This is a genomic window from Nonomuraea sp. NPDC049269, from assembly GCF_043197155.1.
In the GTDB taxonomy this organism is placed as follows: domain Bacteria; phylum Actinomycetota; class Actinomycetes; order Streptosporangiales; family Streptosporangiaceae; genus Nonomuraea.
The window spans coordinates 349008-363500 of sequence record NZ_JBICSO010000003.1; the positions used below are offsets into that span (position 1 = coordinate 349008).

General features: G+C 70.2%; 12 protein-coding genes. 5 read left to right on the forward strand and 7 right to left on the reverse strand.

Features of this window, described 5'->3' with window-relative positions; genetic code table 11:
- Positions 1-64: 64 nt before the first annotated feature.
- Positions 65-814, reverse strand: a complete 750-nt coding sequence (locus tag ACGFNP_RS19335; RefSeq protein WP_393320180.1) for a helical backbone metal receptor — start codon at positions 812-814, stop codon at positions 65-67.
- Positions 815-957: 143 nt separating this feature from the next.
- Between ACGFNP_RS19335 and ACGFNP_RS19340 the strand changes: the two genes are divergently transcribed.
- Positions 958-1761: an SAM-dependent methyltransferase gene (locus ACGFNP_RS19340; RefSeq protein WP_358316887.1), complete on the forward strand. Its 804-nt coding sequence runs from the start codon at positions 958-960 to the stop codon at positions 1759-1761.
- A 25-nt stretch (positions 1762-1786) separates the two neighbouring features.
- Here ACGFNP_RS19340 and tpx read toward each other — a convergent pair whose 3' ends face one another.
- A complete protein-coding gene (gene tpx, locus ACGFNP_RS19345; protein ID WP_358316884.1) occupies positions 1787-2287 on the reverse strand; it encodes a thiol peroxidase in 501 nt (166 codons plus the stop codon).
- A 144-nt stretch (positions 2288-2431) separates the two neighbouring features.
- On the opposite strand from tpx, the gene ACGFNP_RS19350 reads away from it, so the two are divergent.
- A complete protein-coding gene (locus ACGFNP_RS19350) occupies positions 2432-2743 on the forward strand; it encodes a hypothetical protein (protein ID WP_358316881.1) in 312 nt (103 codons plus the stop codon).
- A gap of 2 nt (positions 2744-2745) precedes the next feature.
- On the opposite strand, the gene icmF is transcribed toward ACGFNP_RS19350, so the two are convergent.
- On the reverse strand, positions 2746-6030 hold the full coding sequence (gene icmF / locus ACGFNP_RS19355; protein ID WP_393320183.1) for a fused isobutyryl-CoA mutase/GTPase IcmF: 3285 nt from the start codon (positions 6028-6030) through the stop codon (positions 2746-2748).
- 91 nt (positions 6031-6121) lie between these two features.
- Here icmF and ACGFNP_RS19360 point away from each other — a divergent pair, with 91 nt between their 5' ends.
- Positions 6122-7162 (forward strand): glucose 1-dehydrogenase, encoded by a 1041-nt coding sequence (locus ACGFNP_RS19360; RefSeq protein WP_358316876.1) that lies wholly within the window; start codon positions 6122-6124, stop codon positions 7160-7162.
- Positions 7163-7222: 60 nt separating this feature from the next.
- Here ACGFNP_RS19360 and ACGFNP_RS19365 read toward each other — a convergent pair whose 3' ends face one another.
- Both ACGFNP_RS19365 and ACGFNP_RS19370 read right to left on the reverse strand, forming a co-directional pair.
- Positions 7223-8254, reverse strand: a complete 1032-nt coding sequence (locus ACGFNP_RS19365) for a CHAP domain-containing protein (protein ID WP_358316873.1) — start codon at positions 8252-8254, stop codon at positions 7223-7225.
- 189 nt (positions 8255-8443) lie between these two features.
- The gene (locus ACGFNP_RS19370) at positions 8444-9214 is read right to left on the reverse strand and encodes a protein phosphatase 2C domain-containing protein (RefSeq protein ID WP_358316870.1); all 771 of its coding nucleotides are present in this window, start codon (positions 9212-9214) and stop codon (positions 8444-8446) included.
- Between the two features lie 76 nt (positions 9215-9290).
- On the opposite strand from ACGFNP_RS19370, the gene ACGFNP_RS19375 reads away from it, so the two are divergent.
- A complete protein-coding gene (locus ACGFNP_RS19375) occupies positions 9291-11039 on the forward strand; it encodes an N-6 DNA methylase (RefSeq protein ID WP_358316867.1) in 1749 nt (582 codons plus the stop codon).
- A 42-nt stretch (positions 11040-11081) separates the two neighbouring features.
- Positions 11082-11972 (forward strand): serine/threonine-protein kinase, encoded by an 891-nt coding sequence (locus tag ACGFNP_RS19380; RefSeq protein WP_358316865.1) that lies wholly within the window; start codon positions 11082-11084, stop codon positions 11970-11972.
- Positions 11973-12050: 78 nt separating this feature from the next.
- Here ACGFNP_RS19380 and ACGFNP_RS19385 read toward each other — a convergent pair whose 3' ends face one another.
- Positions 12051-13238, reverse strand: coding sequence for a hypothetical protein (locus tag ACGFNP_RS19385; RefSeq protein WP_358316862.1), 1188 nt, complete (start codon positions 13236-13238; stop codon positions 12051-12053).
- A complete protein-coding gene (locus ACGFNP_RS19390) occupies positions 13235-14314 on the reverse strand; it encodes a HesA/MoeB/ThiF family protein (protein WP_393320190.1) in 1080 nt (359 codons plus the stop codon). Before ACGFNP_RS19390 ends, ACGFNP_RS19385 begins: the two co-directional genes overlap by 4 nt.
- Between the last annotated feature and the right edge of the window lie 179 nt (positions 14315-14493).

Genomic DNA, 14493 nt, shown 5'->3' on the forward strand with positions numbered 1-14493 from the left:
CGGTGGATCGCGGGCACGATCCGGAGCACTGCTCCGCAGCATATGCGGAGCGGTGCTCCGGTTGTCAACCCAGAGCCCGGAGAAGGCGGTCACGCGCATGGACGAGAGAGGGGCCGTACCAGGTCAGATCACGCCCGCTCACCAGCACGCACCTGTGGCCGGGAAACGACTCCGGCCCGTCACCGGCACTGAACGCGTAGGGCTCGTCGGGCAGGACCACCAGGTCGGCGCCCCGCTCCACCAGCTCGGCCAGTGCGATCTTGGGATACCGCTCGGCGTGACCGGCGTAGAGGTTGCGCACACCGAGCCGGCCGAGCACGTCGCCGGTGAACGTGTCGCGCCCCACCACCATCCACGGCCGCCGCCAGATCGGGATGATCGCGGTCCGGCGCACCGCCACCGGCTCGGCCCATACCGACTCCGCCCGATCGAGCCATTCGGGCCGCGCGGTCCGGCAGGCGTCCCGGAACATCCGGTCAAGCGATCGGAACGCCTCGTCCACGGTCTCGATCCTGGTGACCCACACCGCGATGCCCGTGTCCCGCAGCGCGTCGATGTCCGGCTGCCGGTTCTCCTCGGCGTTGGCGAGGACCACGTCAGGGGCGAGCCGCCGGATGGCGTCGAGGTCGGGGTTCTTGGTCCCCCGCACCCTGGCCACGTCCAGGTCCGCCGGATGCGAGCACCAGTCGGTCGCGCCGACCAACGCCTCGGGGACGGTCGCGGCCACGGACTCGGTGAGCGACGGCACCAGCGACACGATCCGCCGCACGTTCGAGGGCACATGGACGGGCGCACCGGTGTCGTCGAGGCTCACACTGGCACTTTAGACCGCCACCCGTGTGACAAAAGGGACTAAAGGCAAGTAACGCCCAGCGTGCGGGAATATCGCCCCAAGTATGGTCACAAATCCGTAGAATCCGAGAAAAGATCGTTAACTATCGATCGGGGGATCGCTGGTTGGAGCGAGAATCGCTGGGCTTCGACCCGAACACGCCCAACGTCGCCCGGCTGTACGACTACTTTCTCGGCGGGAAAGACCATTTCCCCGCTGATCGGCGGGCCGCTGAGCGGATTCTGCGGGTGGCTCCAGAAGTGCGGGCCGCCGCCCGCGCCAACCGGGCCTTCCTCGGTCGTGCCGTACGCTTCCTCGCCGGCCGCGGCGTCACCCAGTTCCTCGACATCGGCACGGGCCTGCCGACGCGGGACAGCGTGCACGAGGTGGCCGGCGCGGTCGCACCCGAGTCGAAGGTGGTCTACGTCGACCGCGACCCGGTCGTGCTGGTCCATGCCCGGGCGCTGCTGGCGGGGAGCGGCCAGACCACTGTGGTGGAGGGCGATCTCCGCGATCCCCACGACATCATGAAAAATCCGGATGTGGTGGGGGCGCTGGACTTCGATCAGCCGGTGGGCGTCCTGCTCGTCGCGATCATGCACTTCATCGGCGAGGCCGACGATCCCCTGCGCATCATGACCGCCATCCGCGAATCCCTGGCCCCGGGCAGCTATCTCGTCATGTCCCACGGCACCAGCGACGCCCGCTCAGCCGCCGTCAGCAAGGCCACCGAGGTCTACCGCCGGGCCGGCGCTCCCCTGACCCTGCGTACCCGCCACCGGATCGAGGAGCTGCTGGCGGGGTGGGAGCTGGTCGAGCCGGGCCTGACCTGGCTGCCGCGGTGGCGCCCGGACCAGGCCGACCTGATCGACTTCGCGGAGCACCCCGAGTCCTCGCTCGTCCTCTGCGGGGTGGGCAGGAAGAGCTGAGACCCGGGGTGGTCCGGACTACGGCTTACTTGAGCGCGCCCAGCGCGCTCTCGTAATCGGGCTCCTGGGTGATCTCGGGCACCAGCTCGGCGTAGATGACCCGGTTGTCGCCGTCGAGCACGATCACCGCGCGCGCGGCCAGGCCGGCCAGCGGTCCGGTCTCCTGCGCCACGCCGTAGTCGCGCAGGAACTCGCGCCCCCGCATGAGCGACAGCATGGTCACGTTGTCGAGGCCCTCGCTGCCGCAGAACCGCTTCTGCGCGAAGGGCAGGTCGGCCGAGACGCACAGCACCGCGACGCCGGGGTGGTCGGCGGCCACCTGGTTGAACCGGCGCACCGAGGCGGCGCAGACGCCTGTGTCGACGCTCGGGAAGATGTTGAGCACCTTGGTCGCGGAGCCGAAACCGGCCAGCGTGGTGTCGCTCAGGTCCCCGCCCACCAGCTGGAACGCGGGCGCCTGGTCGCCGGGCTTCAGAAACGTGCCGCCCACGGTGATCGGGTTGCCCTTGAACGTGACGTCGGACATGAATACCTCCAGTTAGCGATAGTGCCCCGACCTGCAATCCTATCGACGCTCATGGGACCGCACAGAACCTCAACAGATCCTCAACACCCGCGGACCTACCTTCCTCTCATCGAGCACATCGAGCACATCGAGAGGAACACGACAATGAACATCACCCTCCGCAAGTCGTTCGCCGCTCTGGCCATCGCCGGAGCCGCGTCCGCCGGCCTGGTGGCCGCCGCCCCCGCCCAGGCCAGCACGCTGGGCAAGGTCCCGTCCTGCGTGAGTCTCTGGCAGAAGAAGGGCACCGTCTACAAGACCGGCTACGCCTACAACGGGTGCGGCCGCTGGATGAACATGAAGATCGTCTGGGCGCACGGCTCCGATGGCGCCTGCCAGTCCGTGGCCCCGAAGGGGACCATCTGGAGCAAGGTGCCCAGGGGCGTCCGCACGTTCGACGGCGCGAAGTACTGCTGACTTCAGACGTTGCGGCGGTACTGTCCTCCGGCCTCGAACAGCGCCTCCGTGATCTGGCCGAGCGAGCAGACGCGGGCCGCCTCCATCAACACCTCGAACGCGTTGCCATCCGACATGGCGACGTCCCGCAACCGGGCCAGCGCCGCGGGGGCCTCGGCCCGGTTGCGGTCGTGGAAGCCGTGCAGGCGGTCGAGCTGGGACCGCTTCTCGTCCTCGGTCCCCCTGGCGAGCTCCACCTTCTTCTGGTGGGGCTCGTCGCCGCGCGGGTTGCGGAAGGTGTTGACGCCGATGATGGGCAGCGAGCCGTCGTGCTTGCGCGACTCGTACAGCATCGACTCGTCCTGGATCCTGCCTCGCTGGTAGCCGGTCTCCATGGCGCCCAGCACGCCGCCCCGCTCCGACAGCCGCTCGAACTCCCGCAGCACCGCCTCCTCCACCAGGTCGGTGAGCTCGTCGATGATGAACGAGCCCTGGAGCGGGTTCTCGTTGCGGGCCAGGCCCCACTCGCGGTTGATGATGAGCTGGATCGCCATCGCCCTGCGCACCGAGTCGGCCGACGGCGTGGTCACGGCCTCGTCGAAGGCGTTGGTGTGCAGGCTGTTGCAGTTGTCGTAGATGGCGATCAGCGCCTGCAGCGTGGTGCGGATGTCGTTGAAGTCCATCTCCTGGGCGTGCAGGGACCGGCCCGAGGTCTGGACGTGGTACTTGAGCTTCTGCGACCGCTCCGCCGCGCCGTACTTCTCCCGCATCGCGACCGCCCAGACGCGGCGGGCCACCCGCCCGAGCACGCTGTACTCGGGGTCCATGCCGTTGGAGAAGAAGAACGACAGGTTCGGCGCGAAGTCGTCGATCCGCATCCCCCTCGCCAGGTACGCCTCGACGTAGGTGAAGCCGTTGGCCAGGGTGAAGGCGAGCTGGCTGATCGGATTGGCCCCGGCTTCGGCGATGTGGTAGCCGGAGATCGACACCGAGTAGAAGTTGCGGACGCCGTTGCGGATGAACCACTCCTGGATGTCGGCCATCATCCGCAGCGAGAACTCCGTGGAGAAGATGCAGGTGTTCTGGCCTTGGTCCTCCTTGAGGATGTCGGCCTGGACGGTCCCCCTGACCGTGGCGAGGGTCCGCGCGCGCAACTCGCGCTCCTCCTCCTCGTACGGCCGGCGCCCGTGCTCGGCCTCGAACCGTTCGAGGGTCTGGTCGATCGCGGCGTTGAGGAAGAAGGCGAGGATCGTCGGGGCCGGGCCGTTGATCGTCATCGACACCGAGGTGCTGGGGCTGGTCAGCTCGAACCCGTCGTAGAGCACCTTCATGTCGTCGAGCGTCGCGATGGACACGCCGGATGTGCCCACCTTTCCGTAGATGTCGGGCCGCAGGTCGGGGTCGTGCCCGTACAGCGTCACCGAGTCGAACGCGGTGGACAGCCGCGTCGAGGACTGGCCTCCGGACAGCAGCTTGAAGCGCCTGTTGGTGCGGAACGGGTCGCCCTCTCCGGCGAACATCCTGGTGGGGTCCTCGTCGTCCCGCTTGAACGCGAACACCCCGGCGGTGAACGGGAACCGGCCCGGCAGGTTCTCGCTGCGCAGGAACCTGAGCAGCTCGCCGTGGTCGGTGTAGCGGGGCAGGGCCACGCGGGGGATGCGGTTGCCCGAGAGGGTCTCGCGCCAGAGGGGGGTGTGGATCTCCCGATCGCGTACCTTCACGACCAGCTCGTCGGCGGTGTACTGCTCCTTGAGGGCGGGCCAGCCGTCCAGGAGCGTGCGGCTCTCGTCGCTCAGCTCCCCCTCGGCCGCGGCCGCGAGCTCGGCCAGCCTGCCGTCAGTCCGGCTCCCGCCCGCTCCGGCCGCCCCGCCCTCGCCCGTTGCGGCCGCCGCGTCCTCGCCTGTTGTGGCCGCCGCGCCTTCCGTCAGCAGGGCCTGGACGGCCGTGAGCTGCTGGCGGCGGCGGGCCACCTCCGCCTGGGCGAGCGTCTCCGCGTGGTAGTCGCGGACGGTCTCGGCGATCTCGGCGAGGTAGCGGACACGCGCCGGGGGGACGATCGCGGCAGCGACCTGGGACGTACGGCCGCGCACCGGCGCCAGCAAGCCCGGCTCGGTCCGCATGCCCTTGTCCACCAGGAGTTCCTTGAGGTGGTGGTAGAGCGCGGTGACTCCGGCGTCGTTGTAGCGGGCGGCGATCGTACCGAACACCGGCATGTCGTCGGGCGCGACCCCGAACGCCTCACGGTTACGGACCAGCTGACGGCGGACGTCGCGCAGGGCGTCTTCCGCACCGCGCCGCTCGTACTTGTTGATCACGACGGCCTCGGCGAAGTCGAGCATGTCGATCTTCTCCAGCTGGGACGCCGCGCCGAACTCCGGGGTCATGACGTAGATAGGCACGTCCACGTGCGGCACGATCCCGGCGTCGCCCTGCCCGATGCCCGGGGTCTCGACGATGACCAGGTCGTAGCCGGCGGCCCGGCAGGCGGTGATCACGTCGTCGAGGCAGACGGGGACCTCGTTGGCGGCGCCCCTGGTGGCCAGCGAGCGGAAGTAGGTCTGCGGGCCGAGGCTGTTCATCCGGATGCGGTCGCCGAGCAGCGCTCCCCCGCCGCGCCTGCGGGTCGGGTCGATCGCGATGATGGCGATGCGCAGCTTGTCGTCGTTGTCCACGCGGAGGCGGTGGACGAGCTCGTCGGTGAGCGACGACTTCCCGGACCCGCCGGTGCCGGTGATGCCGAGCACAGGAGCGCGAGTGTCGCCGGCGGCGCGCAGGCCGTCCAGAAGTGCGGCAGGGGCGCGGCCTGACTCGATCAGGGTGATCGCCCTGGCCAGGGCCGTCTGGTCGCCGGAGCCGACGGCCTCGACCGAGGGGACGCCGTCCAGCTCGACGTCGCACTCCTCGATCAGTTTGTTGATCATGCCGGGCAGGCCGTACCGCTGGCCGTCCTCCGGCGAGAAGATGCGAGTGACGCCACGGGAGTGCAGCAGGTCGATCTCGTCCTGGACGATGACGCCGCCGCCACCGCCGTACACCTTCACGTGCCCGGCGCCGCGCTCGCGCAGCAGGTCCACCAGGTAGCTGAAGAACTCCACGTGGCCGCCCTGGTAGGAGCTGATCGCCACGCCCTGGACGTCCTCCTGGACGGCGGCGGTGACGATCTCGTCCACGGAACGGTTGTGCCCGAGATGGATGACCTCCGCCCCCTGCGACTGGAGGATCCGCCGCATGATGTTGATCGCCGCGTCGTGGCCGTCGAACAGCGCCGCGGCGGTCACGAAACGGACAGGGTTCACCGGTACGTGCACGCCAGATCACTCCTTTGTGGGGGCTCTCCCAACAAGATACTAGGACGTCCTACTAATTCCCAACGTTTCCAGGCGGGGTAGTAATCCGGGCATGCGAGCACTGACGTGGCAGCCGGGTGAACAGGGATCTCTCGCGGTGGAGGAGGTTGACGATCCAGCGCCGAAGCGGGACGAACTCCTGGTGCGGGGGCTGGCCCTGGGTGTCTGCGGGACCGACAGGGAGCTGGCCGCGGCCGACTTCGGCTGGCCGTCGGACCGGCGCATGATCCTCGGCCACGAGTCGCTCGGGCGAGTGATCGAGGCGCCCGCCGGCTCCGGCTTCTCCCCCGGCGACCTCGTGGTCGGCGTGGTACGCCGCCCTGATCCCGAGCCGTGCCCGGCGTGCGCCGGGGACGAGTTCGACATGTGCCGCAACGGCCGTTACACCGAGCGCGGCATCAAGGAGCTCGACGGGTACGGCAGCGAGCGCTGGACCGTCGAGACCGGCTACGCGGTGGCGCTGGATCCGGCGCTGGAGCCGGTCGGCGTGCTGATCGAGCCGGCTTCGGTGGTCGCCAAGGCTTGGGAGCACATCGAGCGCATCGGCTCGCGCGCCAGGTTCGAGCCACGCTCGGTACTCGTCACGGGCGCCGGGCCGATCGGCCTGCTCGCGGCTCTGCTCGGCAGGCAGCGCGGGCTGGAGGTGCACGTGCTCGACCAGGTCGAAGGCGGGCTCAAGCCGGAGCTGGTGACCGCGCTCGGCGGCACCTACCACAGCGGCTCGGCGCTCAACGCGGTCGGCGACCTCCGGCCCGACGTCATCATCGAGGCCACGGGCACCGGGCAGCTGATCATCGACGCGATGACCCGTACCGCCGCCGCCGGCATCGTCTGCCTCACCGGCGTCTCCCCGTCCGGCGCGACGCTGCCGGTGGACGTGGAAGGGATCAACCGCGACCTCGTGCTCACCAACAGCGTGGTCTTCGGCTCGGTCAACGGCAATCAGCGCCACTTCCGGCTCGCCGCCGACGCGCTGGCCGCGGCGGAGCTCAGGTGGCTGGAGCGGCTGATCACCCGGCGGCTGCCGCTGGAGCGGGCGTCAGAGGCGTTCCAGCCGGGCACCGGCGACGTCAAGGTCGTCATCGACCTGTGACGGCCACCCCCGGGTCAGCCACCCCGTGGCGGCCGGACCGCGTGCGCTCCCGTGGTCCCGTCAGGAACGCGGTTCGTACGGCTTGCGGCGGGTGGTGGAGTGGTGGGGGGTCTGCGCGGGCACGAGAGCCCTGGCCGGAGTGGGCGGGCCACCCACCCGGACCGGCTCGGGAGGCGCCTCGGCGTAGCTGGCGGATCTCGTGTCCTTCGCACCGGCCCGCCCCGCCGACTTGGCGGCGGCGGAACGCGACGCCGCCTTCGCCGACCCGGCCTTGGCCGAGCCCCGCTTGGCGGAGGCGGACTTGGCAGAGGCGGACTGCGCCGACTCTTCGGTGGCCGGGCCCAGCCTTTCGGTGGCCCGGCGCGGCTTGGCGTTGCCGGATTGGGGCTTCGCGTTTCCGGGTTGCTGCCTGGTGTTGCCGGGTTGGAGCTTCGCGGGCGAGGGCTCGGACTTGCCGGAGGCATTCCATGGCCAGGTGAAGCGGCGGTGGGTGCCGCGGCGGCGGCCCGCGAGGCGTAAGGAGACCACGACGGTGGTCAGCACCATCACGGTGAGCAGGGCCAGCGGGGAGCCCAGGACGTCCAACGGCGACTCCCGCGGCGCCGGCTGCGGCTGGCGGGCCAGCGGGTGCTCGGTGGAGCGGATGTCGTTCAGTGTGGCGTTGGCCTGCACCACGCGCGGCAGGCCGTATCCGACGACGTCCTTGTGCATGTCGCGAGACTTGCGCTTGAGCCAGACGCGGTCGACGTTGGCCTCGATCGTGTGGATCTTCTTGCCGTCGACCCGTTCGACGATGCCGACGTGGTCGATGCCCTTGTAGCTCTTGCCGCCTCCCCAGTCGTAGAAGACCAGGGCTCCGGGTTCGGGCTGCTGGGACCAGGCGCCCTGCTTGATGAACCAGGCCGCGTGCGAGGGGGTCCAGGCGAACTGGCCGACGTAGTCACCGACCCCGGCCTTGTCGGCCGCCCAGGCGATGAACATGTCGCACCATGGCGCGTCCCGGTATTGCGGGTCCTTGACGCGATCCGCGTACCACTGTCCGAACTTGGTGAGCTGGCCGCCCTTCTCGCGGTAGCCGACTTCCCCACGCACCTCTTTCAGCAGACTTGCCGCGATCGAGTCCAGGATCCACTCCTCCAGAAAAACCGGCAGATCACGATGGACTGTAGTAGCGACATCGCGCTCGCGCGCCGAACACTAGGAAAGTGTCAACCTATGAGGCGAAATTTCGGTTATGTGACTGGTGAGGCTGGTGGGACTGGCTACTACGCAGGACCGTACTCAGGCCCCCGCACCCACCCGGAAGATCTGCTCGTCGCCCGCGCCCGGCGCCACCACGTCGGCGACGATCACGGTCACGTTGTCCGGCGAGCCGCCCTCGTTGGCCAGGTCGATCAGCCTCTGGACGGCCGCCGCCGGGTCTGTCACCGTGGTCAGCACCTCGTGCAGGACCTCGGGCCCGAGCACGGTGGTGAGCCCGTCAGAACAGAGGAGATAGCGATCATCCGGCTCGGCCTCGCGCAGCGCCATGTCCGGCTCCGCCCGACCCTCGCTGCCCAGCACGCGCAGCACCATCGAGCGGCGCGGGTGCACCGCGGCCTGATCCTCTGTTATCCGTCCTTCGTCCACCATGGACTGCACAAGTGTGTGATCCTTGGTCATCTGGTAGAGAGCACCATCGCGCAGCAGGTATCCGCGGGAGTCACCGAGATGAGCAAGGGCGAACCGGTAACCGTCCCACAGCAAGGCGGTCACCGTGGTCCCCATCCCCCTGCGCGCGGGGTCGATGTCCGCCAGCTCCACCAGCCTGCGGGCCGCCTCGTGCACGGCGCCCTCCAGGGCGGCCTCCAGATCCGAGCCCGTTTCGGGAAGCGTGGCATCCAGCTCGCGCATGACGGCGATCGCAGCCGAACTCGCCAGCTCGCCGGCCGCGTGTCCGCCCATCCCGTCGGCCACCACGAGCAAGCGGCCACTCGCATAGCCGGAGTCCTCGTTCTGCTCCCTGCGGCGGCCCACGTCTGATCCGGCGGCATAGCGGATGTTGTGCTTCATACCCAGCAGTAAATCATTGGTTGAAAGACTTCACAAGCAGATGCACTGAAGACTCTTGTGAACTACTGTGGGCTCCATGACCCACGACCCGACCGTGAACGCCGGGGACATAGCCCGGCTCGCCGGTGTCGGGCGGGCCGCGGTGAGCAACTGGCGCCGCCGCCACGACGACTTCCCTCTGCCCATCGGCGGCACCGCCAATCAGCCGTTGTTCTCGCTGCGCCAAGTCGAATCATGGTTGCGGCGCTATGGGAAGTCCTACCAGGTCTCACTGGGAGATCGTGTGTGGCAACGCCTGAAAGCCGCCGGCGATTTGCGGCTGGGCGAGTTGGTGGCGCAGGCCGGCCTCCTGCTGACCACCGGCGAGAGCAAGCTGGAGCCCGAGCTGGCCGGATTGCTGTCCGAGCTGGCCGAGCAGCACGATCCGCTCACCGCCTACGAATTCCTCTGCGAGCGCTACCTGGAGGCACACTCCCGGCAGCTCTCCGTCACGCGTGACGACGTGGCCGAGCTGATGGTCGGGCTCGTCCACACCGACGGCGCGACGATCCTCGACCCCGCCTGCGGCGTCGGCACCCTCCTGCTCAACTCCGGGGCCGCCAAGGTGCTCGGCCAGGATCTCAGCGAGACCTCGGCGCTCATCACCGCCGCGCGGCTGCGCCTGCGCGGCGCCGAGGCGGAGGTGGTGCCCGGCGACTCGATGCGCCACGACGGCTTCGCCGGGGTGAAGGCCGACGCGGTCGTCTGCGACCCGCCGTTCAACGAGCGGGCCTGGGGCTACGAGGAGCTGACCGGCGACCCCCGCTGGGAGTACGGCCTGCCGCCGCGCGGCGAGCCCGAGCTGGCCTGGGTCCAGCACTGCCTCACCCACGTCAGGCCGGGCGGCATGGTGGCCATGCTGATGCCTCCGGCCGCGGCCAGCCGCAAGGCGGGCCGGCGGATCCGGGCCAACCTGCTGCGCGCCGGCGCCCTGCGTGCCGTGGTCGCGCTGGTGGGCTCCGACCTGTGGCTGCTGCGCCGCCCGGCCGCGGGCGAGCGCCCGCCGTCCGACGTGCTGATCGTCGACGCCACGGCCGACCACTCCGTCGTCGGACCGGCGTGGCGGGCCTATCTCGACGACCGCTCCGACCAGACCGTACGCATCATCGACCTGCTGGCCGACGAGGTCGACATGACTCCGGCCCGGCACCAGCGGCGCGACGACCTCGGGCGGGCGTTCACCGAGGCACGCGACCGGTTTCTGGCCGCGGCGGCCACCCCGCCCGACCTCAAGGTGCTCGACGAGCCGCTCGACCAGCCCGTCACCACGGTCGGCGACCTGATCAAGGAGGGCCTGCTGACCACGCTGCAGGCGCCGCCCAAGATGGCGACCGGCGGCGGCGACGTGTCGATGCTCACCGCCGACGACGTGACCAGCGGCGCCGCGGCCTCCGGCCGGGCTCCGGCGCAACAGGGGCTCGTCCTGGTCCAGCCGGGCGACGTGGTGGCCTCCTACTCCAGCGTGCGGGTGATGGCCGAGGGCGGCTGCGTGCTCGGCCCGCATCTGACGCTCTACCGGGTCGACGCGCGCCGGCTCGACCCCGACTTCCTGGCCGGCCACCTGCGGGCCGCCGGCGGGCGCGCGACCACCGGCTCCAGCCGCTTCGACGTGCGCCGCACCCGCCTGCCCCGCCTCCCGCTCAAGGACCAGAAGTCCTACGGCGAAGCCTTCAGACAGCTCGCGGTGCTCGAAGACGCATTGCGCGAGACCTCGGCGCTCGGCCAGGCGCTCATCCGGCTCGGCCTCGACGGCCTGAGTGACGGCCACCTGCACCCGCAGTCTTGACGGTGTAGTTTTTTCCCGAAATGTGGCGGCGGGGAGGGGCAAATGGTCATCGGTGATCGATATGTGCTCGATCACCTCCCGCTCGGCCAGGGCGGCATGGGGGCCGTCTACGCGGGCCACGACCGCCACCTCGACCGCCGGGTGGCGGTGAAGCTGCTCCACCTGCCGAGCGGCCCCGATGAGGAGCTGGAGCGCCGCTTCATCCGCGAAGCGCGCATCCTGGCCAGGCTGGAGCATCCGGGCGCCCCGGTGCTCTACGACTTCGGCACTCACGAGCAGCGCCTCTACCAGGTGATGCAGTTCATCGAGGGCGTCACGGTGGCCGACGTGGTCAGCGAACACGGCCCGCTGCCCGTGCCGTGGGCCGCCGCGATCGCCGCCCAGGCGTGCGCGGTCCTGTCGGCTGCCCACGCCCTGTCGATCTGCCATCGCGACCTCAAGCCGACCAACCTGATGCTCTGCCCCGACGGCAGCGTGAAGGTGCTCGACTTCGGCCTGGCCCTGCTGCGTGACGCCGATGTCACGACGTTCACCCGGATCGGCCAGATCCTCGGCACGCCCGCGTACATGGCCCCCGAGCAGATCCAGCACGGGATCGCCGAGCCGCGCAGCGATCTCTACGCGCTGGGCTGCGTGCTGCACGAGATGCTGACGGGCCGTCAGCTGTTCACCGGGCCGACCGACTACGTGGTCTTCGAGAAGCAGGTCAAGGAGCGTCCGCCCGCGATCCCGGGCCTGCCGGAGGCGCTGGGCGCGCTCCTGGCCGGGCTGCTGGAGAAGAAGCCGGGCGACCGACCCGCCGACGCCGACACGCTGTACGAGCGGCTGGAGCCGTTCGCGGTCGGCCTGCCGATGCTGCCCGGCTTCCTGACCAGGTCGCCGAGCCCGGGCCGGATGTACGCCCGGATGGTCGGCCGCGTTCTCAGCGGTTAGCCCGAGGCTCACCGCTCGCGGGTGAGGTGGCTCATGACCGCGTTCACCGCTCGCGGGTGAGTCGGCTCCTGACCGCATTCACCGCTCGCGGGTGAGGCGGCTCTTGGCCGCCAGCCCGGCCACGGCGAGCCACGGCCCGAGCATCAGGGCCGTACACGCCAGCGCGTACCAGAACCGCCAGGCGGCGGGCCCGGCCGCCACCTCGGCGGCCGTCCACCGCAGCAGGCTCACCAGCACGGGCAGGGCGAAGAAGGCCAGCCAGGCGGCCACCACGAACAGCCCCGCCAGCCAGAGCCACCGGAACCAGCGCCCGGCCCGCAGGTCACGCGGGTCGGCGGCGACCAGTTCCGCCGCCTCGCCCTCACGGAGCCGGCCGAAGGCCCGGCGGAGCAGGAGCGTCTTGACCCGCCACAGGTCCTTGCAGCGCAGCCAGGTGATCAGCACCGCGTACAGGTCGGTGCGCAGGAAGACCATGCACTGCCAGGCCATCTGGAAGACCAGGATGTACGCCACGGCACCCAGCAGGGTGTTGTCCGCGACCAACCGCCAGCCGAGCACCACGGCCAGCAGCACGGAGTCGATGGCCAGCCCGGCCAGCAATGGTCCGTAACGTCGTTTCCTGGGCACCGACCAGAGCAGCGACAGATCGGTCTCGAAGACCAGGAAGGCCATCCTCCTGTCGATGCCGAACCGCGCCGGGAGGTCCAGCGCGCGGGCCGCCAGCCAGTGCCAGCCCTCGTGCACCGCGGCCAGCACCAGCGTGATCGGGTAGACCAGCAACGCGCCGAGCCCGATGTCGGACACGGCGAAGGCGTCAATGGAGGGATCGGGTCTGAGCGCGGGCACGAGCACCAGCGCGGCCAGGCTGAACAGGGCGGCGGCGCCGTACCCGAACCAGGCGACGCGGCCGAACAGCGGTCTGGCCAGCTCCGGGCGCAGGCCGCCCAGCCAGCGGCGGCCCTGGATGGGCGCGGTGGCGACGGGCGTCCGCTCGCCGCCGGAGCCGTTCTCGTCGTCGTCCTCGTCGAGGAAGCCCAGCTCGCGCAGGGTCTCCACGAACGCGGGCACGTCCACGGGCTCGCCCGCGTACTCCTCGGCCCGCCTGGCCGTCTCCTCGACGGTCGCGCCGTTCATGAGCGCGGCGATCACCACGCCGCCGACGGCGGGGATCGAGATGAACGTGCCCGCCTCCGGGTCTCCGACCAGCACCTCCTCGCCCTCGTCCACCAGACTGAGGCGGCGCAGCCGTACCGTCTGGGTGGTCATCGCGCGCACACCCGGCAATGGGGGTCTGCGGTGAAGGGCTGGCGTTCCGGGGTCAGGCCGTTGCGCAGGTCTACCTTGATGAACGCGCCGGCGGCCTGCGGCTGCTCGAAGCCCGTCAGGTAGCGCAGGGCCTCGTAGGCGAGCAGCGAGCCGATCTGCATGGCGATCGGGGCGATCAGCGTGTTCTGCTGGATCAGCTTGGCCCTGTTGCGCTCCACGAAGCCGCCCGCGCTCGGCTCGTCGGGTGCCGGCCGGTCGCTCCAGTCGCACTGGGCGCACGCGCTGCGGCCCGGGTCGACCGAGTAGTAAGTGACCTGCGAACGGGTCATCCCGCCCATCACCAGCGGCACTCCGGCGCGTACCGCGGCCTCGTTCACCCACAGGTGGGCCTCGGGGTGGCCGTCGAGGCCGCCCGCCACCAGGTCCACGCCGTCGAGCAGGTCCTTCAGGTCCTCGGGGCCGGAGATCCAGCGGTCCACGGCCCGCACCTCGATGCTCGGGTCGTAGGCGCGCACCCACTCGGCCGCGCACTCCACCTTGGACCTGCCGATGTCGGCGTGGTGGTAGAGGAACTGCCTGGCGAAGTTGCGGAGCTCCACGTCGTCTCTGTCGACCAGCGTCAGCTTGCCCACACCGAGCCCGGCCAGGCACTGCACCAGGGAGGAGCCACCACCGCCGACGCCGAGCACGAGCACGTGCGAGCGCCTGAGCTTGGTGACGAAGTCCGCCCTCGGCTTGTCGAGCCCGGCGAACCCGCCGAAGAAGGCGAGGTTGGAGAAGTGCCTGGCGTCCAGGTCGGGGTCGCCGAGCGTGCGGTCGCTCTCGCACTCGACCAGACCGAGCGAGTCGAGCGCCTCGATCGCGGCGCGCACGTCGGCCTCGCCGAGATCCACTCCCGTGTCCGCGAGCCGGCCGCGGAGCTCGGCCACCGTGCAGGGGCCCCGGTCGAGCGCCGCGAAGAGCGCCGCCACCTGGCCTTCCTCATCGCCGAGCGTGATCACCTCGCGCGGGTCGACGAGGACGAGCACGTCCTCGCCGAGCGGCTCCCACGCGCATTCCTTCAGTGCAACCCGCACCGCGTCTCCTCCGTGTTCGGGGGGTGGGTGAGGGCGGCGGCGCGCCCCCACCCGGGAAGAGCCGTCAGACAGTGCCGTTGATGGTGGCCTTGATGGGCTCGACCTTGCGGACCTCGATCTTCATGGAATCCTCCTCTCGGGGTTCTAGTGATCAATCTCCTTGACGCCACCACAAAATC